This is a genomic window from Spirochaetota bacterium (genome assembly GCA_038043445.1).
Lineage (GTDB): Bacteria > Spirochaetota > Brachyspiria > Brachyspirales > JACRPF01 > JBBTBY01.
Map to the genome: position 1 here is coordinate 23,303 of JBBTBY010000058.1, position 22,967 is coordinate 46,269.

The window sequence follows — 22,967 nt, forward strand, 5'->3', positions numbered from 1 at the left end:
AGAGTATAATCATTCGCATGAAACTCAAGGGATTCTTCGTACGATACAGCACACCTGCCGCGTCCGTTCTCATCGCCGGCATCTCTCTCGCGGTGCTCTTGTCATGGATAATGAACGTTCCGGCTGCGTTTACGCTCATGCAGAATTCCATCCCCATGCCCCCGGTAGCGGCCGTGCTCTGCCTGCTTCTGTCGCCGGCGCTCGTGTTCATGCGTTCGAAGGACCGCGCCATGAAGAAAACGGCGGCGGTACTCGCCGTCATAGTCATTGCTGTCCTTATCGTGCAGACCGTGTTCCTCTACGGTGCAGCCGATGCGTATCGGCGAATGGTACTGCAGGGGAATTTCATGTTCGGCATCCCCATCGGACACATGTCGCCTATCGGCATTGGCATCGTTGCTCTCATAGCACTCGCTGTCCTTCTCGAGTCGCTGTCCTATCGTACCCGGCGCATTGTCGATACCGCGGCGCTCCTTGCGATGATCGCCGCCTGCATAATAACGACAGGCTACTGGTACGGTGCGCCGTTTCTCTACGGCGGCAGCATCATACCCGTGCCGTTCGTGAGCGCCTCTGTTTTCATTATGGCTGCATTTGCCGTGCTCATGGCAAAGCCCGATGCGCTCTTCGCGCGCATACTCACCGGGCAGACGGTGTTCGCTTCTCTCATACGCTATCTCGTTCCCGCGATCACCATCGTCGTTCTTTTTATCGGCTGGCATGAGTCAGCGATAACGATAAAGATGGCAAAGCAGGCAGGCGTTATTGTCAATTCGATAATGACGCTTCTCGCCATAGCACTTCTCGTATTTGTTTCCGTCGTGATATCCCGCCGTGTCGGGAGAAAGCTCGAGGAGAGCGAGAACCGCCTTGCGGCCACGCTTCGTTCCATCGGCGACGGCGTTATCTCGACGGATGATAAAGGGAATGTCATTGCGCCTAACAGCGTTGCTGAAAAGCTCACCGGCTGGGAAACACGGGAAGCATTCGAAAAACCGCTTGGCGAGGTATTCCCTATCATCAATGCGCAGACGCGGGATATCGCTGAAAACCCCGTTGCACGTGTGCTCAAAGAGGGTATTGTGGTCGGTCTTGCCAATCATACGGCGCTTATTGCGAAAGACGGCACGGAGCGTCAGATAGCCGACAGTGCGGCGCCCATTCGTGACGGTGAAGGAAAAATCATCGGCACCGTGCTTGTGTTCCGCGATGTAACAGATGAATACGCCATGCGTGAAGCGGTGGCGAAAAGCGAGGCACAGTACCGCAAACTTTTTTCCGAGATGATATCCGCGTTCGCCTACCATGAGATCATCTGCGATGCGGACGGAAAGCCGGTTGATTACCGCTTTCTCGCAGTGAACGAAGCCTTTGAGCGATTGACCGGCTTTCCGCGTGACAGCATTATCGGTAAAACCGTGCTCGAGGTCATGCCCGGCACCGAATCGGTGTGGATAGAAAATTACGGACGCGTAGCGCTTTCCGGCGAGCCGATGCAGTTTGAGAATTACGCCGCGGAAATAGGGAAATATTACGAAGTGCGGGCGTACAGTCCAAAGCGCGGTACCTTCGCCGTCATGTTCCAGGATATTACCGAGAAAAAGCGCATGGACAGCGAGCGCGAAGCGACCATAGAGATACTGCGCCTGATCAATTCGCGTAATAATTCGCATGAGCTCATACAGGCGGTGACCGGCTATCTCAAGGAATGGTCGGGGTGCGAAGCGGTCGGCATACGCCTTAAGGACGGCGATGATTATCCCTACTTTGAAACGCGCGGTTTTCCCGCCGAATTCGTCGCCATGGAGAATACGCTCTGCGAACGCGACCTCAGCGGACAGGTAAAACGCGATGACATCGGTAATCCCGTGCTCGACTGTATGTGCGGGAATATTCTTGCGGGGCGTTTCGATCCGTCAAAGCCGTTCTTTACGGAGCACGGGAGTTTTTGGAGCAATTGCACGACGGAGCTCCTTGCATCGACCACCGAGGCGGACCGACAAGCGCGTACGCGTAACCGCTGCAACGCCGAGGGCTACGAATCGGTGGCGCTCATCCCGCTCAGGTATGGGAAGGGAACGCTCGGTTTGATACAGATCAACGATCACCGACGGGACCGTTTTTCTGAAGTTTTCATCGGCATGCTCGAACGCATGGCTGATTCGTTGGCGATAGCGCTTACCCAGCGCAACGCGGAGCGATCGCTTCGCGAGAACGAGACCATGCTGCAATGCCTCTGGAAAATATCGCAGTTCCGCGCGAAAAGCGTGCAGGAGATACTCGATTTCACGCTTACCGAATCGGTAGCGCTTTCCGGCAGTACCATCGGATACATTTATCACTACGATGAGGAAAAGAAGGAGTTCACGCTCAACAGCTGGTCACGCGATGTGATGAAAGAATGCAGGATAATGGAACCGCAGACGGTGTATCAGCTCGATAAGACCGGTATTTGGGGAGAGGCGGTGCGGCAGCGAAAGGCCGTCATTGATAATGATTTTTCCAGGCCCAATCCGCTCAGGAAGGGATACCCGCAAGGGCATGTGCATCTTGATACGTTCATGAGCGTGCCGATATTTTCCGGCGAGAAGATAGTCGCGGTCGCCGGTGTGGGGAACAAGAAGAGCGGCTACAGCGATTCCGATGTGCAAATGCTGTCGCATCTCATGGACAGCGCGTGGAAGATAGTCGAACGCTTTGAGGCGATGGAGTCGGTGAAAAAGCACGAAGAGGCGCTCATGCAGGCGGATAAGCTTCAGTCCCTCGGCGTGCTCGCCACCGGCATCGTGCATGAGATCAACCAGCCGCTCATGGCCATATCGATGGCGCTCGACATCCTTGCGCTGAAGGCCGGCGACGGGGCGTACACGGCGGTCAAGGTCGCTTCCATGAAAGAATATGTATCGCGCATCACGAAGATCGTCGACGAGGTCCGCACGTTCGCTCGCGAGAAGCATGACGACACCGGTACGTTCTCCATGAACACCGCCGTGCGCAATGTACTCGGCATGATAGGCACGCAGCTCAAAGGGCATACGATACGTGTCATCGAATCGCTCGATGAAGCGATGCCGACCGTCACGGGCGATCTGTATCGCTTCGAACAGGTGGTGCTCAATATCGTAACGAACGCGCGATATGCGGTCGAGACATGCGCTGTCAAGCCGGAAGGCGCCGAGATATCGATACGTACGTATTCGAACGGCCGGAAGGCGATTATGCAGATACGCGATAATGGTGCGGGCATTCCCGAGGGAGTGAAACGCAATCTTTTTACGCCGTTCTACACGACGAAGCCCGTCGGTGACGGCACCGGACTGGGGCTTTCCATCGCCTACGGCATCATCAAGAGCATGGGCGGGGACATCGATGTGGTGAGCGAGGAGGGGCGATTCACCGAGTTCACGATAACGCTGCCGGTACGCCAGGAGTAGACTATGTTGTTCGGGGAATTGCTCGTCAGCAAGCACATCGTTACGGAAACGCAGATGCAGATGCTGCTCGAGAAGGCGCGTGCACGAAATATGATGATAGGCGAGCTCTGCGTAGCTGAGAACATCATCACGCGTGAAGAGCTTATCGAATTCCTCAAAGAGCAGGGCTATCTCAGGGACGGCGAAACGAAAAAATGATACGCAAACGGATAGCCGCCATGATGGGCGAGCGCACGGAGCTTCTTCCCGTGTACGAGCGCTTCCCCTTTTTCATACGCGACAGCCGTATTGAAAGCACTATCGATATGCATGCGCATGAATTCTTCGAGATAGATATGATCCTTGACGGGAGCGGTACGAACGAGACGCGCACAGGAAAAAACCCGGTGAGCACGGGTGATATCGTGCTCGGCAATCAGTTCGAGGGACATGCGCTCATACCGGGTCCATCGCTCGGCGTCCGCTCGATAAAATTCGGACGGTCACTGCTCGAGGATGATTTCAGCGCACGGCTCCTCCTGCCGTTCATAAGCCGCCTTCCGGAGTTCCGCGCGAAACTGCCGCTCGAGAAGAGCGTTCGTGCGGACGTGTTCGCCGTCTCCTCGGCGCTCGTGAGCGAATACGAAGGACAGAAGGCGCATTGGGAGCGTACGGTGGTATCGCTCTTTTCTGCGGTGCTGACGATGATATACCGTTCGTACGAGACGTATGCGTCGCGCCGCGGCATACGGGTAAGCGAAACGGCGCAGCCGCTCATAACCTCGATACTCGCCTATCTGGATGCGAACTATACCACGGATCTGCGCATCGCAGCAATGCTCAAGCAGTTCTCGATATCCGCTTCGCATGCGAACACGGTGTTCAAACGCGCGACCGGACGCTCGATAAAGGACTATCTTACCGTTAAGCGGCTCGCCAGGGCGCGAAAGCTCCTTGCAGAGACGACAACGCCGATATCCGACATCTGCTTTGCCGCGGGCTTCAGCGATATCAGCAATTTCAACCGTGCGTTCAAGGCATTCACCGGCAAGGCGCCGGGGGAATTCCGGAGAGATCCGCGGTGACCTAAGTATTACCCCTAACCCCGCGCTATCCCGCCCCCCCTTCCCCCTGTGTACAAGGGGAAGGGGCGGCGCGATAGCGCGGGGTTAGGGGTAAATTGCAGCAAAAAATGCAAAGCAGCAAATATATTTTACAAAGCCCCCGGCGCGATATACAATTACCTTACTGTCACACATGAAGTAAGGAGAACGCATGAACGATATAACGACCGCGCGCTGCATCGTGAGGAGCCCCTCCAATCCGGTACTGACGAGCAGGAACGTGCCCTACGAATCGGAGCTGACATACAATGTCGGCGTCATCAAATGGCAGGGAAAATATGTGATGACGTTCCGGAACGATTACGGCGCAAGCGAGAAGGATTTCGACGATCTCAATGCCGGCCGCCGCAGTACGTGGCCGTCGCTTCGGTCGAACATCGGTCTTGCGTTCAGCAATGACGGCGTAACATGGGACGTGCAGAAAAAGCCCTGCTTTGACATGCACGATGATGAAGTGATAAAAGCGTATGACCCGCGTATCACCGTTCTCGATGGGCGCGTGTACATGTGTTTCGCTACCGATACAAAACACGGACTGCGTGCGGGCATCGCCGTTACCGATGACTTTGAGAAATTCGAAGTGCTCCACCTGACAGTGCCGGACAACCGCAATATGGTGATGTTCCCCGAAAAGATCGGCGGAAAATTCGTGCGCCTTGAGCGCCCGTTCCCCGTGTACAGCCGCGGCGGGAAGGACCGATTCGATATATGGATGTCCCGTTCCCCCGACTGCCGCTACTGGGGCGATTCTGACCTTGTGCTCGCCGTCGAGGATGTGCCGTATTCGAACGACAAGATCGGCCCCGCCGCACCGCCGGTGAAGACAAAAAAAGGGTGGCTCACCGCTTTCCACGCGGTGGACCGTGACGATGAACACCGCGGCAAGAACGGCTGGGAAAAAAAATGGACGAAGCGCTACACCGCCGGCATCATGCTCCTCGATCTTGCCGATCCCTCGAAGGTGATAGGCATGTCCAAGGAGCCGCTCATCGCGCCGGAGGTGTCCTACGAGATCTCCGGCGGGCTTCGCAATAATGTCATTTTCCCCGGCGGGATGATACTGGAAGACTCGGGCGAAGTGAAGATATACTACGGTGCCGCGGACACGGTGACCTGCCTCGCCACCGCGCATGTTGACGACCTTCTGCGATTGTGCTCCGCAAAACGATAACGATAAGGATATGACCATGGTACAAAAACTCACTTCAAGCAGCATCATCAAGCGATGCGCGAAGAATCCCGTTCTTACGAAAAAGGATGTTCCCTACGATTCCGAGCTCGTATTCAATGCCGGCATCGTGAAGTATCAGGGAAAATATGTGATGGTGTTCAGGAACGATTTCGGCGCCACCGAAAAGGATGTGAACGACTTCTTCACCGGCAAGCGCAAGGATTGGCCGCCATTGCGAACGAATATCGGGCTCGCATACAGCGACAACGGCATCGATTGGAAGGTCGCACCGAAGCCCTGTTTTGCCATCGATGATCTTAAGGGAGAGATAACCCACGCCTACGATCCGCGGCTTACCGTCATCGACGGGCGTGTGTATATGTGCTTCGCCACGAACACGAAACATGGACTCCGCGCAGGCATCGCCGTTACCGACGACTTCGATAAATTCGAGATACTCCATCTCACGACGCCGGACAACCGCAATATGGTGCTCTTCCCTGAAAAGATCGGCGGGAAATATGTGCGCCTTGAGCGCCCGTTCCCCGTGTATAGCCGCGGCGGCAAGGACCGCTTCGACACCTGGCTTTCCGCATCGCCTGATATGCGCTACTGGGGCGACAGCGAACTCGTGCTTGCCGTGGAGAACGTTCCCTTCGCCGATGACAAGATAGGCCCCGCCTCCCCGCCGGTGAGAACGAACAAGGGATGGCCCACCTGCTTCCACGCCGTCGACCGCGACGATACGAACCGCGGGAAGAACGGCTGGGAGAAGACATGGACGAAGCGATACACCGCGGGCATCATGCTCCTTGATCTCAACGATCCGTCGAAGGTTATCGGTATGTCCAAACAGCCGCTCATAGCGCCGGAAGCGGCGTATGAAACGAGCGGCGGCTACCGCAATGATGTCATTTTCCCCGGCGGCATGATACTGGAAGAGAGCGGCGAGGTGAAGATATACTACGGCGCTGCCGATACGGTGGAATGCCTTGCCACCGCGAACGTGGATGACCTCATTGCGCTGTGTACCGAGAAGAAGTAACGATACCTGTTGTACGCCGATCCGTTTTGACAAATGTTGTACACTGGCCTATACTGACGGGCATGAGATCTGTTCCGGTGCATCATGGCTGCATCGTTCGATAACTATGCGAAAATAGTCGCGGAGCTCCTTGCAGCCCCCGGTGTCGAATCGATATGCGACTATCTCGGAGAGATCGTGAAGCGCGAATCCGGGGCGGATTATCTTGTCGTCGGTATCTATGACCCGGTAAGCGGGATGAACCAACCCCGTGCGGTGCTCGGCTTGGGCGATCGTATGAAGAGCATCATGGGCAGACTTCGAAGCGATCCGCTTAAGGTCCGATTCGGAAGCATTCCTGCCGATACAATGCCGGATCCGGAATTATTCCGGCGCCATATCGAAAAGGTAGAAGGCGGCATCGGCATATTGATGAAAGGGAAAGTGAACAGATCGGTATGTGCTGCAGCTGAAGCAATGCTCGGCATCACCGGCGTATGGGGAATGGGATTGTTCTCGGGTAATAATGTGTATGGCAGCGTTTCGTTCATCTTCTGCCAAGGACGAACGCCGGAAAAATCGTCATTCATCGAGTCGCTCGTGAATATGGCCGCGTTGGTGCTGGAACGCAGGATCGCGGAGTACGACAGCAGACAGGATGAGCAGAAACAGGTCGCCGATCTGCTTGAGCAAAGCCGCGAACGCTATCGCGAGCTTGTGGAAACCCTGCCCGTTACGATCTTTGAAACGGATATTCGGGGGAATGTTACGTATGCAAATCCGGCGGGGTACTCGCTCTTCGGCTACGACCCCGACGATGTGGCGAATGGGCTGTCGATATTCACGATGCTCGCACCGGAGGAGATCGAGAAAGCGAGGGAACGCGTCGGCCGTATCGTGTCGGGGGCTGTTACGGATACAACGAATGATTATTCGATAGTGCGAAAAGACGGTGCGCCCCGGCGGGTGCGGATACAGGCAACGATCGTCAGGAACGACAGCACCCCCGTCGGCATACGCGGCATAGCACTGGACATCACCGAAGTTGAATCGGCCGAACAGATGCGCCGGCAGCACGAGCAGATGCTCATACAGTCCGATAAGCTCATGTCGCTCGGCGAGATGGCCGCGGGACTTGCACATGAGATCAATCAGCCGTTGACCGTCATATCGCTCGCGTCGGCGAACGCTGAGTATGGTGCCGATGACCGTCACCCCGATCTGCCCAGGGTGCGCGAGAAGCTTATCGCCGTTCGGCATGCGGTCGCGAGGATACGCACCCTCATAGACCACGTGCGCGCGTTCTCCCGCGATGAAGAGTTACGGGGTACAACGTTCAGCGTGCATGAGGCCATAGAGAACGCCCGTGCATTGTTCTCTGCGCAGTATCGCGAGCATGAGATCGACGTCAGTACCGATCTCGGCTGCACCGTCCCGACGGCGATGGGGAACAGTTTTCGTTTTGAACAGGTCATCATCAACCTGCTCTCCAACGCGAAATATGCGATCGATGAAAAACGAGCGTCAGCAGATGCAGCATATCGCGGAACGATACAGATCAGGACCGGTGAAACGAAGAATCACATCTATGCCGAAATGAATGACAATGGATGCGGCATGAGCGCAGCGGTATTGGGAAGGATATTTGAGCCGTTCTTTACGACGAAACCGGTATCGCGCGGAACGGGGCTGGGGTTGTCCATATGCTACGCGATAATCCGCGACATGAACGGCGAGATCACCGCGACGAGCGAGGTCGGTGCAGGAACGACGTTCATCATCATTCTCCCCAAACAGGGGGCGGAGGCTGTCCATGGTTACATTGACGATACTCGTCATTGACGATGAAGCGGAGATACGGCGGGAGCTTTCCGACTTTCTGCGCACGCGCGGCCATGCGGTGCTCGATGTCGGACTTCCGTCGGAAGCGTTCGCCCTCATGCACGAGCGAAAGGTCGACGTGGTGGTCATCGACATCAAACTTCCAGAAATGAACGGCTTCGCCGTGCTCGATCGCATCAGAGAGGAATTCCCCGGCATCGAATCCATCATGATCACCGGACACGGCGACAGTACGACCGTGCTTGAGGCATTGCGTCACGGCGCATTCGATTTTTTCCACAAGCCGCTCATGAGCGAGGACATTGAAGCGGCGCTCATGCGCACACGCGCATATATTTCGGTGAAGAGCAGGGCTGAGCGCATGACGCGGGAACGGAACATGCTTGCCGCCATCTTTGACCGCACGGTGGGGGACATCGTGGGCGAAAGCGCGTCGATCCGCGCCGTCGTTGACCTGGCGGTGAAAGCGGCATCCGCCCCCGGCGCCGCGGTCATGATCACCGGCGAGAGCGGCACGGGAAAAGAACTTGTCGCGAGGGCCATGCATTCAGCGAGCGATCGCCGTGCCGGTGCGTTCCATACATTGAACTGCTCGGCGATACCATTGGGTCTTATCGAAAGCGAATTGTTCGGCCATAAGAAAGGTTCGTTCACCGGGGCTATCGAGGACAGGATCGGGTGCTTTGAGGCGGCGGACGGCGGCACACTGTTCCTTGATGAGATCGGCGATATGCCGCTCGAGGCGCAGGCAAAGCTCCTGCGTGCGCTTGAGAACCGCGTCATACGACGCGTCGGGGAACAGAAGGATATTGCAGTCGATGTTCGCGTGGTTTCCGCAACGAACAAGGATGTCCGAAAGGCTATCGCCGAGGGATCGTTCCGGCAGGACCTGTACTATCGGCTCAATGCATTCGTGATAACCGTACCGCCGCTGCGTGAACGCCCGGAAGACATCCCTTTACTGGTGGACCATTTTGCCGCACATTATGCGATGCAGCTGAAGCGCGCCGTACCCGTGATAGAGCGGTCGGCATACGATCTTCTCGCACGGTACTCATTCCCCGGGAACATTCGCGAATTGAGGAACATGGTGGAACGCGCGATGATACTCTGCGATGGAACATCGATTACCGATGCCTATTTCTCTGCCGGCGAGGGACCATCGCCTTTGCGCAATGAACACCCCGCGGACGATGTGTTTGACCTGGAAGCCGTGGAAAAGAATGCGATCATACGCGCACTGAGGAGAACGGAAGGGAATCAAGGTGGCGCGGCAAGGCTCCTTGGCCTCAGCGATTCGACGCTCAGCAGAAAGATCCATAGATACGGCATCGAATACAAATAGCAGCGCATGCCCATCTCGGGCGCCGCTCTTTTGCAAATTTGAAAAACCCTTTGCAGCAGTGCAAACTTCTCCTTGCTGCCTGATCTCCATGCATCAAATTTTGACCGAAAACGCACGTGTTCCGTGGCACGGTACTTGCACGCTCTGTACGGTTCTTTTAATGCTGATGGAGCGGCGAAATGCTGTGCAGGTATGGATGGACAACGCCGAAGGGGTTCGGAATGGACCAGGCATGTGACCGGTGCGAGAGATCGACGACACGCCTGTATGACGTGACGGCGAAAAACGATCGATTCAGGCTCGTCTGCAGCAAATGTTTCATTGAGCTTGAGCTCGGGAAAAAAGCCGCGGGGCATGATGCGAAACCCGCACGGGATGACGAGGTGAAGGAGTGATAATGTATTCCATCCATAGGCACACGAATGCTGCACTCGCAGGGAGGACACGATGAAACTTACCATTGGGAAAAAACTTGCGTCCGGTTTCGGCACCGTGCTCCTGCTCATGACGGGCATTACCACAGGGACATTCATTTCGATCCGCATGATCGTCGATGCGGATAAAAAAGCGACCGATGCGAAACAGCTGTCGAGCGAAATGCTGCAGCGCGAACGTGATCACCTGAATTGGACGCTGCAATTGAACAGGGACCTGATGGACAGGAAGCAGAAGACGATCACCGTGCAGATTGATCCGTCGCAGTGTGCGTTCGGGAAATGGTACTACAGCGAAAAGCGCACGAAAACCGAGGCCATGAGCTCTCGACTTGCGCCGCTTTTCAGAGAGATAGAATCGCCGCACACAAAACTGCATGAGACCGCACAGCGGATAGCGGAATTGCGGAAGAGCGGAGAAGAACAGGAAGCACGCGCTGTGTACCTTGCGCAGACGCAGGCGCATCTTCAGGATGTTCGGCGTATCCTCAATGATACACGGACGGCAGCCGACGAGTACGCCGCCGCGATGGAAACCGAGAAACAAGCGAAGACCTCGCTGATACAGGTCGCGGGCAACAGCGGGAGTATTCTCGCGATCCTCATCGGCATAGCCTTTGCGGTGCTCTTGACGCGCAGCATTGCAGCACCGTTACGGAAAGGGGCGGCGTTCGCACATGAGATCGCGCAAGGCAACCTGACGGTGATGGTCGACGAAGCCATGCTCCGGCGTGCGGACGAAATAGGCCTCCTGTCGATCGCGTTCAGGGATATGATCGAGAAGCTACGCACTGTTGTGGAGTCTGTTTCCGCCGCGTCCGCGAATATGGCGACCGGCAGTGAACAGCTTTCAAGTTCGTCCGTCGTGCTTTCGCAGGGGGCGGGGGGACAGGCAGCAAGCGTTGAAGAGGTATCGTCTTCAATGGAGGAGGTCGCGTCCACGATCGAGGAAATGTCATCCAGCGTGGAGGAAGTGTCGTCGTCGATCGAAGAAACGACATCGTCGATCGAGGAGATGTCATCGACGATAGCGCAGAACGCGGACAATGCCAGCCAGACCGAGTCCATCGCAAAGAAAGCCGCCGCCGATGCGAAAGCGGGCGGTGATGCGGTGAATTCCACGGTGCGCTCCATGAAGGAGATATCGGACAAGGTAAAGATAATCCAGGAGATTGCGCGTCAGACCAATCTTCTTTCGCTCAATGCATCGATAGAGGCGGCTCGTGCGGGCGAGCACGGGAAGGGGTTCGCTGTGGTCGCGAGCGAAGTGCAGAAGCTCGCAGACAGAAGTCAGCGTGCCGCCGCTGAGATCGAACAGCTGTCGAAATCAAGCGTCGAGGTTTCACAGCATGCCGGAGAACTCCTCGTGAAACTTGTTCCGGATATTCAGCGGACGGCGGAATTGGTCGCCGAGATAAGCGCGGCAAGCGCCGAGCAGAGCAATGGTGCAAAACAGATCAATATGTCCGTTCAGCAGGTGAACACGGTCGTGCAGCAGATAAGCGCATCCGCGCAGCAGATAAGCGGGGCGGTGCAGCAGGTGTCGTCGGCGGTGCAGAACGTGAGCCAGTCAGCCCAGAATACCGCCTCGAGCTCCGAAGAGGTGGCGTCAACAGCCGAGGAACTGTCCGCGCAGGCGGGGCAGCTTATGGAAGCGATAGGATATTTCCGAGTGGAGAATTCGCACGCGCAGGAGCGGCACAGTGCACAGTACGGGAAGCAGATATTGACCGGCAGGAAAGAACAAGCGGTACTGGAACATCATGCGCCGCCGCCCGCAGGGAACAGCGATGCGGTAAAGAAAATGCCCGCGCAGGTACGTGTCAGGGAAGCGGGGGCGATGCAGAAAAAAAGCGGCGGGTTCCAGATCGATATGAAGAGTGCGGACGCCGCCGAGGATGCGGAGTATAAGAAATTCTGACGAAGATCCGCGGAGGGTACATGAGCAGATTTGAATCATACCTGAGGGACCTTACGGCTACAAGGCTGAGCATTATCGCCGGCGTGCTTAAGACCCCGAAGGTCAATACGCGAAGACTCGGAAAATTCCCGGAATTGCTGTATGCCGCAAAAAAAGGAGCGCTGTCCGACGGAGTACTTGAAGAATACAAAGCGGCGTATCTTGAATATCGGAATGTGTTGAACGAGCTTCGCGCCGCGGCGATAGCGGACATGTGTATCAAACACACACGCCTCGATCTGTCAACGCTTTTCCGGTTCATCATCGGAGGGAATATCCGATCCGGAAAATTCATCGACCATGTCACGAACCGTTGTTTCTCCAATCTGATGGGGACGCTCTGCATGAACGGGAGCGCGAAGAACAATGTATGCTACGAAAATGCCGTATCGGAAAAGACGATGCTATCGGAGAACGATTTCACTGAAATATCGGTCAAGCGCTCGGAAGAGGAGTATCTTTCGGAACGTACGGCCCCCCATTTTCTCTATCTTCTGCTGGCGTTCATATTCAATACGGCCATCATGGAAGAAAGCTACGAGATATATCTGAACGAAAAGGAAGTTGAGAACAAGAAATTCTATATTTTTGCCGATATGTTCGATGACCGGAGCAATATCGTTACGCTCTGCCTGGACCGGACATCGGTCTTTTCCGATATATTTTTCCGCATTTATCTGGATGAACTGACACGGCATCTGAAAGGGACCATCGATAAGGTCGGAAAAAGCGATATACGCCTGACAGAACGCAATCGTCTTGTCCTGCACGACCCGAGCCCGCGGAGATGACAGGCGGATGCCGCGGAGCCGCATGGCAGTATGCATCCCCCGCAGCCTGAAATAATGTTGTAAACGCATTCCCATTCCTGCCGATAATGAAGGCAGAAGTCTATCGTGACCGCACGATAAAAAATGAAGGTACGCCATGATACGCATAACCGAACAATCGCTCGTGAACGGGAATGTCTCCGCCATCCGGCGCAATTTCGTCGAGATGGAACAATCGCAGCGGCGGCTTTCCACGGGGCAGCGTGTGCAGTACCCGCATCAGGACGTGTACAGCGCGGTGAACAGCATATTCTACCGTACCCGCATATCTTCGATAGACCAGTTCTCGAAGAATATCGACGATGCCAAGGGCATGCTCGATGTGGCCGACGGGGCGCTTTCCTCCATGACACAGGTGCTCCAGCGTTCGAGGGAACTCGCCGTCATGGGTGCGAACGGTACGCTCGCCAAGGAAGACCGCGTAACGATAGCGACCGAGGTGAACGAGCTCCTTGAGCGCGCTTACGAACTTTCCATGACGAAACATAAGGACGAATTCATATTCGGCGGCACCAAGTCGACGACGGACCCGTTCCGTACGTTCTATCAATGGAACGAATCGATGGGAAAACAGATAATGGTCGGCGTCAATTACGAAGGCGGCGGTTCGGGAAAGAAGCGTGAAATAGAAGAGAACCAATACATCAATGCCTCGATTCCCGGCAATTATGCGTTCTGGGGCACGAACAGCGAGCTCATCAGCGGGAAGGATGCTTCAACGTTCGTCGCCGCAGCGGATTCGAAGATAATGATCGACGATACGGTGATATCCCTCCATGCCGGAGACAACATTGATGCCGTTGTGGAGAAGATAAACGCCGCCAACACGAACGTGAAGGCCGGCATTGCCGTGCTTCGTGACGGATCGAAAGTGCTGCGTCTCGAATCGTTCGAGCCGCACAAGATAATGATACAGGACATCGAGGGCGGGCGAGTGTTCCAGGACCTGGGGCTCATACGAGAGGGTATGGCGAATTTCCCGGAGAACAATTATCATCCGTCCGCCGGTGTCGGCGGGAAATCCGTGTTCGAATCGCTCATGTACCTCCGCGACAGCCTGCTCAGGAACGATGAGGCGCAGGTGGGTAAGACTTCGCTCGGTCTCATCGATGCGGGGTTGTCGAACATTCTCCATACGCAGGCGAAGCTCTCCGCGGCGGTATCGCATATCGATAATGCATCAAAGGGGCTCGCCGATCAGAAAGTGTTCGTGAGCGAGGCGATGAGCAAGAACGAGGACGTCGATTACGCCTCCGAGATAGTGAATTTCACTATGTGGGAATATGCGCACAAGGCGTCGCTGCAGACGGCGGCGAAGCTGCTCCAGCCGACGCTCATGGATTTCCTCAGGTAGTTCACTAGCGCTTTGCCCGGCACGATATCCTTGTTTTTTCCCCGAATATTGGTATGGTAAATACCATGAAACGCCCGTTCTCCCTCCTCATAAAACCGGTATCCTACCTCTGCAATCTCCGATGCAAATACTGTTTTTACTGCTACGACAATAAAGCCGAGCTCGGGAAAGCCGAGGTCATGAGCGATGCGACGCTCGACGCGCTTATCACGAACTATGCCGCCGCGGCGCACCCGCCGTATATATTCGCGTTCCAGGGCGGCGAACCGCTCCTTGCCGGCATCGATTTTTACGAACGATTCATCGAAATGCTCAATCATCGCCTGCCGCCGCGCACATCGGTGAGCGTGGCGATACAGACGAACGGCACGCTCATCAATGAGGAATGGGCGGCGCTTTTCAAGAAAATGAACGCGCTCATCGGCGTATCCATCGACGGCGACGCGGATATACACGATGCGAACCGTGTGGATGGTTCCGGCAAGGGTTCGTTCGAACGCGCATACAACGGGTTCCGACTTCTCGTCGAGAACGGCGTGCCGGCGAATGTGCTTACGACGGTCAATGCGCTCACCGCGAAATATCCCGAGCGCATCTACGATTTCCTGCGTTCCGAAGCGAAGGTCGATTTCATGCAGTTCATCCCCATATTCGATCTTGATGAGAAGGGCGATGTTCTCCCGCATTCCGTGCGAGCCGATGATTATCATCGTTTCCTCAGCGTAATATTCGAGCGCTGGAAAATATCCGATCCGCGCCCGTCGGTACGGCTCTTCGACAATATGTACGAAGCGATACTGGGTCAGCGCCCGTCAAGCTGCCAGTTCGCACCCAACTGCGGCGGTTATTTCCTCGTCGAGGCGAACGGCAATGTATATCCCTGCGACTTCTACGCGGAGAAACGCTGGCTTCTCGGGAATGTTGCACGTGACGAGTTCTCATCGATATTCGAATCGAGCAAGAGCAGGAAGTTCAGTGAGCTGAAACAGCATTACATGAAAAAGAACTGCGAGGCATGCGAGGTGCGTCATTACTGCTACGGCGGCTGCCCGCATTATTCACGTACGGGATATTACGAATTCTGTTCGGTCAATAAACGATTTTTACCGGTGTTCAAGGAATTCGCGGACGGACTTGCCCCGAACGTCGGTGCTGGTGTTAATGCTTGAAATGCCGCATCTGCGTGCATATCATCGCTATGCCGAATTCATCGCAGGCGGCGATCACTTCCGCATCCTTGACCGACCCGCCCGGCTGAATGATGGCTTTTACGCCTTCCTTCGCGGCGGTGTCTATCGAGTCGCGGAACGGGAAGAACGCATCTGACGCCATGGCGCATCCGGCGAGCGGACGCTGGGCTTTTTCTTTCGCTATACGCGCGCTGTCAACGCGGCTCATCTGGCCCGCGCCGACGCCGAGTATGATATCCTCCGTCGCGTAGACTATGGCGTTCGATTTCACATGCTTGGCTATTTTCCACGCGAAGAGAAGCGCTTTCTTTTCCGCATCGGTGGGTGCGCGTTTTGTGACGATCTTGAACTGGCTTTCGTCGTAGAGAGGGATGTCTTTTTCCTGAAGAAGGAGACCGCCGGATATGCGCTTCACTTCCCACTGTGCCTGCTTGTCGGCAAGCGGCGACGTGAACACAAGCACGCGGAGGTTCTTTTTCTCCGCAAGTATCTTCTTCGCTTCATCGGATACCGCAGGTGCAAGCACTATCTCGGCGAAATTCTCATTGATAGCCCGTGCTGTCGCTGCATCAACTTCCTTCGTAAGTCCGATGATGCCGCCGAACGCGCTCGTCGGGTCCACGGAGAACGCTTTGCGGAACGCATCTTCGGCGTTCCTGCCGTATGATGCGCCGCAGGGATTGGTATGTTTGATGATGACCGCGAATGTCTCATTGCTGAAATCCCGGAGAATGTCGAGACATGCCTGCGCGTCGAGGATGTTGTTGTACGAAAGCTCTTTCCCCTGTACCTTTTCCGCGTTCACGATGGACGCTTCTCTGCACGGCGTGTAGTCGCTGTACCACGCCGCCTTCTGATGCGGGTTCTCGCCGTAGCGCAGCGAATATATCTTCTTGAAATTGAGATTAAGCGCGTCGGGGAAATCCTTCCCTTGTCCGGTGAAATGATTGGCGATGAGCGAATCGTAACGCGCGGTGTGTGCGAACACTTTCTTCATGAGCTCAAAGCGCGTCGCTTCATCGGTGTCGCCGCTGTCCTTGATCTGTTTGAGCACGGTGTCATAATCGTTCACATCAACGACGACGGTGACGAAGCGGTAGTTCTTCGCCGCGCTTCTGAGCATGGTGGGTCCGCCGATATCGATGTTCTCTATCGCTTCTTCATTGGAGACGTTCTTTTCAGACACCGTCTTTTCGAACGGATAGAGATTGACGCAAACGAGATCGATATATTCTATCTTGTTCTTTGCAACCTGCTCCTGATGCGACTTGCTGTCGCGTATGGCGAGAAGTCCGCCGTGCACGAGCGGGTGCAATGTTTTGACGCGTCCGTCGAGTATCTCGGGGAATCCGGTGAATTCGCTGATATCCTTCACCGGGATATTGTTCGCCATGAGCTCTTTCTTCGTGCCGCCGGTGGAGATAAGTTCCACGCCGCAAGACGAAAGTCCGCGGGCGAATTCGATGATCCCTTTTTTATCGGAAACGGACAAGAGCGCGCGTTTTATTTTCATGGAAGACTCCCTCGATGGGGGCATTATAAAAGATATGGTTCGTATGTCAACTGAATTTCGATAAGCAATGTATAGCGATCGTCATGTAAGAACAGCGGGTTGCAACCCGCTGTTCTCTGCCATACTGGCAATCAACCGATTTTGCTTTTTTCCCATCGGCATGGTATTATCCCCCTGCATGCCGCGGAAAGCGGCTATCACGCGGAGGAATGACATGGACAAGAACAAGATCATCAAATTCGGCATTATCGGTGCCGTCATACTTTTCATCATCTGGTCGATCGCAAGCCTTATCGGCACATACAATTCGCTCGTTACGCTCGATGAAAGCGTGAAAAGCTCATGGGCGCAGGTGGAGAACGTATACCAGCGCCGCCTCGATCTTATCCCGAACCTGGTAGCGACCACCAAAGGATATGCGAAGCATGAAAGCGATACGCTCATCGGTGTCATCGCGGAACGGAGCAAAGCCTCGCAGATAAAGGTGGACCCGAGCGTGGTCAACGACCCGCAGATGTTCGCGAAGTTCCAGGCGAGTCAGGGTGCGATATCAAGCGCGCTCTCACGGCTCATGGTCGTCGTCGAGCAGTATCCGAACCTCAAGGCGAACGAGAACTTCATGAATCTCCAGTCGCAGCTTGAAGGGACCGAGAACCGCATCGCCGTGGAGCGTAAGCGCTTCAACGAAGTTGCGCAGACATACAACACAAAGCGCAGAAGTTTCCCGATAATATTCTTCGCCAACATGTTCGGGTTCAAGGAAAAGGCGTATTTCACCGCAGAAGAGGGTGCGAAGACCGCGCCGAAAGTCGATTTCTCGAAATAGTGTAAAGGCATAAGCCGATGCGCCTTGCGCGCGTATTCCTCATCGCCATCTGCGCGGCGACAGCCCAGCCGTTCACGCTGCCGACATCGCCGCTCGGGCGTGTGAACGATCATGCGGGACTTCTGTCCGCGGATGCGCGCTCGCGTATCGAAGCGTCGCTTGCATCATATGATGAGCGGACAAGTACCGAGATAGTCATCGTCACGTTCAAGTCGCTCGAGGGCGAATCGCTCGAGGATGTGAGCATGCGGCTTGCCGAGAAATGGAAGATCGGCAAATCGAAAAAAGACAATGGCGTGATACTCGTGTTCTCCGTTGCCGAGCGTTCCGTGCGCATCGAGGTCGGCTACGGGCTTGAGGGAACGATAACCGATGCGGTATCATCGTCCATCATACGCACGGCGATCGTTCCGAAATTCCGTACCGGCGATTTTGACGGCGGGATGATGGACGGCGTCGAAGCGATCATGAAGGCGGCCGAGGGCGAGTATACGGCCGAGGGCGGCACGGATGATGTCTCATCGCTTCTCAATGACCCGAAGGTACGGATGATCGTGCTCATCGTGCTCGCGGTGATCGTATTCCTCTTCATCATCGATCTCGTGCGGTTCATGACGTACAAACGATCGCAGTCGGGGAACAGCGGCCGCTACGGGCTGCTCGAATGGTTCCTGCTTTTCAGTGCGCTCCTGTTCTTCATCAAACTGGTGCTGCAGATTGCCTACTATGCGCTTCTTGCGCGCGGCGGCGGCGGGGGCCGCGGCTTCTCCGGCGGCGGCGGGAGTTTCGGGGGAGGTGGCGCCAGTGGCAAATGGTAATATCGTCCGTTCATCGATTCCGTTCTTCTTCTTCTCGAAACGCGATAAGAAGCGCATCATCGATGCGATCAGATCGGCCGAGTTCGGCACATCCGGCGAGATACGGGTGCATATCGCCCGGCGCGTTGCGGAAGACATCATGGCCGAAGCGGCGGCGACATTCGAACGCATCGGCATGACGCGCACGGAAAAACGCAACGGTGTGCTCATCTATTTCGCCATTCACGACCGCGCCTTCGCCATCATCGGCGACAGCGGCATCGATGCCAAGGCCGGGCGATTGTGGGAGCCCGCGGTGAAGGCCATGCAGGAGCGGTTTTCGCGGAATGAATTCGCCGACGGCATCGCTCAGGCAGTGGCCATGGTGGGAGCCGCGCTCAAGGAGCATTTCCCGTATCAGAGCGACGATGTCAACGAGCTTTCGGACAAGATATCCTATTGACCGCGCTATCGCTGCCGGGGGAGTTGCCATGAGAAAGGTCATCACAAGCATGCTTGTCGTCAGCGTTCTGGCGCTTACGGCATATGCCGAACGGCCGGTACGCATCGCCGTGCTCACGTTCTCGGTGAAGGGACCGGTAAGCACCGCGGACGCGGCGGTCATCGAAGAGCTCATGCGCAGCGAACTCGTCGTATCGGGGAAATTCGATCTCCTTGACCGCGCGAACATGGCGGCGATACTGAAGGAACATGAATTGGCGGCCAGCGGCTGCACCGAAACGGATTGCGCGGTGAAGGCGGGGAAGCTTCTTTCCGTTGAACGGATGTGCTATGGATCGTTCATGAAACTCGGCACGAAATATTTCATATCCGCGGGCATGGTCGACGTTGAGACCTCGCGTGTCGTCGCTGCAGCGCGTGAAGAGATAGCATCGATAGAAAAAGCCGATGAAGCGGTAAAGCGCATCGTGACAGCGCTTGGCGCATCGCTCGGGTCGTCATCGGGCGTTCCCGGCAAGACCGGACGGATGTTCGACGGCAGGCAATGGAACGCCGTCTACCGCCCGGGACAGGGGCCGTTCTCCGCGCGCAGCGGTCATGCACTTACGGTGTTCAACGGACGGCTGTGGCTTACCGGCGGATATGAGCCGGCGACAACATCGACGCTTCGCGATGTCTGGCAGTCCCCTGACGGTACGAACTGGCATCTGGTCGCAGGGAGTGCGAACTATTTCGACCGCAACCGGCATGCGATGGTGCCGTTCCACAACGCGCTCTGGATAGTCGGCGGTTTTCAGGCGAACTCCGGCGGGTTCAACGGTTCGATGAACGATGTGTGGAGATCGATCGACGGTACGAACTGGACACAATCCATGAGAGCGGCCGCCTTCACGGTGCGCGAAGGACACGCTATCGTGCCGTTCGCCGATGCGCTGTGGCTCATCGGCGGGTTCTCGTTCCGAGAGAACACCAATGACGTCATTCGCTCGGTCAACGGCAGCAATTGGGTATCTATCAATTCCGGCGCCCCATTTCCAGCGCGCAATGAGCACACCGCATTCGTACTGGGTGATTCGCTGTATCTCGCTGCAGGCCGCGGGGATGATAGAAAGGCGATGAACGATGTGTGGAGAACGAAGGACGGGAAGCAATGGACGCGTGTGAGCATGGGAGCGTTCACCCCCCGCTTTGGGGCGTGTTCCGTCGTTCTCGGCTCGACGGTATACCTCATCGGCGGTTCGGACGGGAAGCGGACGATGAACGATGTGTGGACATCGTCCGACGGCGTATCATGGAAGAACGCGGGAGAGACACCGTTCCCGGCGCGGTATCTGTTCACCGCCGCTCTGTTCCGCGACCGTATCTGGATGCTCGGCGGCAGTGCGGATAATGGCAACAAGCACTGCCTGAACGATATATGGTGTTCTGAATAAATGGCAGGAGCGCTTATCGTATACACGGGCGAGGGCAAGGGGAAGACGAGCGCCGCCATCGGTGCGGTCATCCGTACGCTTTGTTCCGGCGGCCGTGCGGCGATGATACAGTTCATGAAGGGAACAATGGAAAGTGCCGAGTGCGGTATCGTTCGGAACTATCCCGATATCACCATAATTCGTGCGGGAAGCGGGTTCTTCACCGATGAAAAGCAGCGCGCGGAGCAGGCACAACCCGCCCAACAGGGACTTTTGAAAGCGCACGAGCTCCTTTCCTCCGGCATGTATCGGCTCATCGTTCTCGATGAGGTCAACAATGCGGTGCATCATGGGCTTCTCGATGAGGCAGCCGTGCTGTCATTCGCCCGCCTGCGCGGGGATACGCATGTCATACTTACCGGCCGCGGCGCTCCGTCGTCATTCATCGACAGCGCCGATATCGCGACTGAAATGCGCATGATAAAGCATCATTATGAGCAGGGCGCTCACGCCATTCCAGGTATCGATCTATGATGCGCTTTCTATACATAACGCTCGCCGTTCTCGGGATATGCTCCTGCGGAACTATCATCTCTCCGCGCGGGAGCGGTACGCGTGAAAAAGCAGAAGTCATTCCGAGCGATGCATCCATACGCGGGAATATCGCCTACGGCATGCGTTCGTTCTTCCGCATCGCCATGGACGAGGAAACGCTCCTGTCGATGACCGTTCAGGGCGAGCGCATATCGCTTGCCCTCGAGGACGAGAACGGCCGTACGCTCAAGCGCATCGCAACGATGATACCGGGGCAGGCGGAGGCGGTGCCGAACCTCTATCTCTCGAACGGGTCGTATTATCTCATCGTGGAGCGCGCCTATGGGGGCAGTACACGCGAGACCGCATACACTGCGGTACTTTCGCGCAAACGAATTTCGGTGTCAAGCGAGCGCGAGGATAATGGGGACGCGGGGCGGGCGCAAGAGCTCACGCTCCCGGCGATCGTAAGCGGATATTACGCGCCGAGCATGGACGTCGAGCGTGCAGAATCAAAACCCGCATATACGGAAGAGGACTGGTATTCCATCGACGGGAAAGAGAGCGACAGCGCCATCGATATAGAACTTTCGCCGGTACCCGGGGTGATCGGCGTGCTCTGTATCGCGGATGATAATGGCACGCTGTTCCTTGCCGACGGCGGTGAAAGCGGTGAGGGAAAATCGATCACCGGGATACTGCTCCCCGCCATGATGAGGCGATACATCGTCATCCGTACGGAGCGGCAGGTGTCGAGCAAATTCCCGTATCAGCTCAGGGTGTCGGGAAAGGCCTTGTCGCAGGGATATGCGTATGAACCGAACGACAGCAGAGCGCGTGCGATAGCCCTCGTCGAGGGCATGCTGATAAGCGGAAGGATCGACGCCCCGCGCGATGTGGAGATGTTCCGCATACCCCGATCGCCCGCGGACGCCGGCATTCGGATACGCGCGCCAATGGATATCGCCGTGACCGTTGTGCTTTTTTCCGAAGCGCATGAAGCGACAGCGACTCTGCATACGCCGGCGAATTCCGCCGACATCATCGTGAGCGCAGCGGCTCTTACGAACGCACGCATGATATCCATACGCGGCACGGTGCGCGGGAGCAGGGATGTGCGGGCGTGGAGCAGGAATCCCTACGAGATAATCTTTTCACGCGCCGTCGAGTGACCGTTCCCCGGCGGTCCGCTATCGGCCGGCGGTGATCATCGTCATAAGCGCATCCATGGCACGTCTATTCTCTGCAAGAGAGCGTTCGGTGTAGGTATGATGTACGCCGGTCAGATGGAGCACCGCATGGACGATGAGCTCTTCGATGGCGGTGCGGCGGTGCGGCGGACGTTCGCGCACGACCCATTCATACGAGATGATGATATCGCCGAGATGACCGCCTTCCCCGGGGAATGACAGTACATCGGTCGCTTTGTCCTTGCCGCGGAAGTTGCGATTGTACACGCGTATGCCTTTATTGTCGGTGAAAAGAAGACCGACGCTCTTCCGGATGCAAAGCGCCCGAAGGAGCTTCCGCAGCAGCGTTCGATACGGAGCGCACGCAATGCGGTATGCGCTCTTGTTGATTATGGTTATATCACTGGACATATTATCGAATCGGCGCCACCGGCCGAGTATAGCACCGATAGGCGCAAAGTAAAGAACGGCGCGGTCATAGCCGCATGCAACAGACCGGACGTACGATTATCACCCGCGGTCCGCGGTTCGATACAGAACTGATCA

At 56.1% G+C, this 22,967-nt stretch carries 20 protein-coding genes; 18 read left to right on the top strand and 2 right to left on the bottom strand.

Annotated features, from left to right (window positions below):
* Nucleotides 1-17 precede the first annotated feature (17 nt).
* The 12 genes from AABZ39_08530 to AABZ39_08585 all read left to right on the top strand — a co-directional run bounded on the left by AABZ39_08530 (nt 18) and on the right by AABZ39_08585 (nt 15,666).
* Nucleotides 18-3,434 (top strand): GAF domain-containing protein, encoded by a 3,417-nt coding sequence (locus AABZ39_08530; GenBank protein ID MEK6794807.1) that lies wholly within the window; start codon nt 18-20, stop codon nt 3,432-3,434.
* A gap of 3 nt (nt 3,435-3,437) precedes the next feature.
* Entirely contained in the window at nt 3,438-3,632 is a 195-nt protein-coding gene (locus AABZ39_08535; GenBank protein ID MEK6794808.1) for a hypothetical protein, read from the top strand.
* Entirely contained in the window at nt 3,629-4,498 is an 870-nt protein-coding gene (locus AABZ39_08540; GenBank protein MEK6794809.1) for an AraC family transcriptional regulator, read from the top strand. The genes AABZ39_08535 and AABZ39_08540 overlap by 4 nt, the downstream gene beginning before the upstream one ends.
* A gap of 190 nt (nt 4,499-4,688) precedes the next feature.
* On the top strand, nt 4,689-5,708 hold the full coding sequence (locus AABZ39_08545; GenBank protein ID MEK6794810.1) for a glycoside hydrolase family 130 protein: 1,020 nt from the start codon (nt 4,689-4,691) through the stop codon (nt 5,706-5,708).
* A 10-nt stretch (nt 5,709-5,718) separates the two neighbouring features.
* Nucleotides 5,719-6,753 carry a glycoside hydrolase family 130 protein gene (locus AABZ39_08550; GenBank protein MEK6794811.1) on the top strand — a complete coding sequence of 345 codons (1,035 nt, stop codon included), beginning with the start codon at nt 5,719-5,721 and terminating at the stop codon, nt 6,751-6,753.
* Between the two features lie 84 nt (nt 6,754-6,837).
* Nucleotides 6,838-8,574, top strand: coding sequence for an ATP-binding protein (locus tag AABZ39_08555; protein ID MEK6794812.1), 1,737 nt, complete (start codon nt 6,838-6,840; stop codon nt 8,572-8,574).
* Nucleotides 8,546-9,919, top strand: coding sequence for a sigma-54 dependent transcriptional regulator (locus AABZ39_08560; GenBank protein MEK6794813.1), 1,374 nt, complete (start codon nt 8,546-8,548; stop codon nt 9,917-9,919). Before AABZ39_08555 ends, AABZ39_08560 begins: the two co-directional genes overlap by 29 nt.
* 221 nt (nt 9,920-10,140) lie before the next feature.
* A complete protein-coding gene (locus AABZ39_08565) occupies nt 10,141-10,314 on the top strand; it encodes a hypothetical protein (GenBank protein ID MEK6794814.1) in 174 nt (57 codons plus the stop codon).
* Nucleotides 10,315-10,366: 52 nt separating this feature from the next.
* Nucleotides 10,367-12,274 (top strand): methyl-accepting chemotaxis protein, encoded by a 1,908-nt coding sequence (locus AABZ39_08570; GenBank protein MEK6794815.1) that lies wholly within the window; start codon nt 10,367-10,369, stop codon nt 12,272-12,274.
* A 20-nt stretch (nt 12,275-12,294) separates the two neighbouring features.
* Complete coding sequence (locus AABZ39_08575; GenBank protein MEK6794816.1) at nt 12,295-13,104, top strand: hypothetical protein; 810 nt, start codon at nt 12,295-12,297, stop codon at nt 13,102-13,104.
* Nucleotides 13,105-13,240: 136 nt separating this feature from the next.
* A complete protein-coding gene (locus tag AABZ39_08580) occupies nt 13,241-14,497 on the top strand; it encodes a flagellar hook-associated protein 3 (protein MEK6794817.1) in 1,257 nt (418 codons plus the stop codon).
* Between the two features lie 53 nt (nt 14,498-14,550).
* Nucleotides 14,551-15,666 (top strand): radical SAM protein, encoded by a 1,116-nt coding sequence (locus AABZ39_08585; protein ID MEK6794818.1) that lies wholly within the window; start codon nt 14,551-14,553, stop codon nt 15,664-15,666.
* Here the strand turns inward: AABZ39_08585 and purH are convergent.
* Nucleotides 15,656-17,200 (bottom strand): bifunctional phosphoribosylaminoimidazolecarboxamide formyltransferase/IMP cyclohydrolase, encoded by a 1,545-nt coding sequence (purH, locus tag AABZ39_08590; GenBank protein MEK6794819.1) that lies wholly within the window; start codon nt 17,198-17,200, stop codon nt 15,656-15,658. The genes AABZ39_08585 and purH overlap by 11 nt on opposite strands.
* Before the next feature lie 214 nt (nt 17,201-17,414).
* Here purH and AABZ39_08595 point away from each other — a divergent pair, with 214 nt between their 5' ends.
* The 6 genes from AABZ39_08595 to AABZ39_08620 are packed head-to-tail and all read left to right on the top strand — an operon-like array spanning nt 17,415 to nt 22,403.
* Nucleotides 17,415-18,026 (top strand): LemA family protein, encoded by a 612-nt coding sequence (locus AABZ39_08595; protein ID MEK6794820.1) that lies wholly within the window; start codon nt 17,415-17,417, stop codon nt 18,024-18,026.
* Nucleotides 18,027-18,043: 17 nt separating this feature from the next.
* Nucleotides 18,044-18,844 (top strand): TPM domain-containing protein, encoded by an 801-nt coding sequence (locus AABZ39_08600; protein ID MEK6794821.1) that lies wholly within the window; start codon nt 18,044-18,046, stop codon nt 18,842-18,844.
* Complete coding sequence (locus tag AABZ39_08605; protein ID MEK6794822.1) at nt 18,831-19,286, top strand: TPM domain-containing protein; 456 nt, start codon at nt 18,831-18,833, stop codon at nt 19,284-19,286. The genes AABZ39_08600 and AABZ39_08605 overlap by 14 nt, the downstream gene beginning before the upstream one ends.
* Nucleotides 19,287-19,314: 28 nt before the next feature.
* On the top strand, nt 19,315-20,718 hold the full coding sequence (locus AABZ39_08610; protein ID MEK6794823.1) for a kelch repeat-containing protein: 1,404 nt from the start codon (nt 19,315-19,317) through the stop codon (nt 20,716-20,718).
* Nucleotides 20,719-21,231, top strand: a complete 513-nt coding sequence (locus AABZ39_08615) for a cob(I)yrinic acid a,c-diamide adenosyltransferase (protein MEK6794824.1) — start codon at nt 20,719-20,721, stop codon at nt 21,229-21,231.
* Nucleotides 21,228-22,403: a hypothetical protein gene (locus AABZ39_08620; protein MEK6794825.1), complete on the top strand. Its 1,176-nt coding sequence runs from the start codon at nt 21,228-21,230 to the stop codon at nt 22,401-22,403. The genes AABZ39_08615 and AABZ39_08620 overlap by 4 nt, the downstream gene beginning before the upstream one ends.
* Nucleotides 22,404-22,421: 18 nt before the next feature.
* On the opposite strand, the gene ybeY is transcribed toward AABZ39_08620, so the two are convergent.
* Nucleotides 22,422-22,832: an rRNA maturation RNase YbeY gene (ybeY, locus tag AABZ39_08625; protein ID MEK6794826.1), complete on the bottom strand. Its 411-nt coding sequence runs from the start codon at nt 22,830-22,832 to the stop codon at nt 22,422-22,424.
* Between the last annotated feature and the right edge of the window lie 135 nt (nt 22,833-22,967).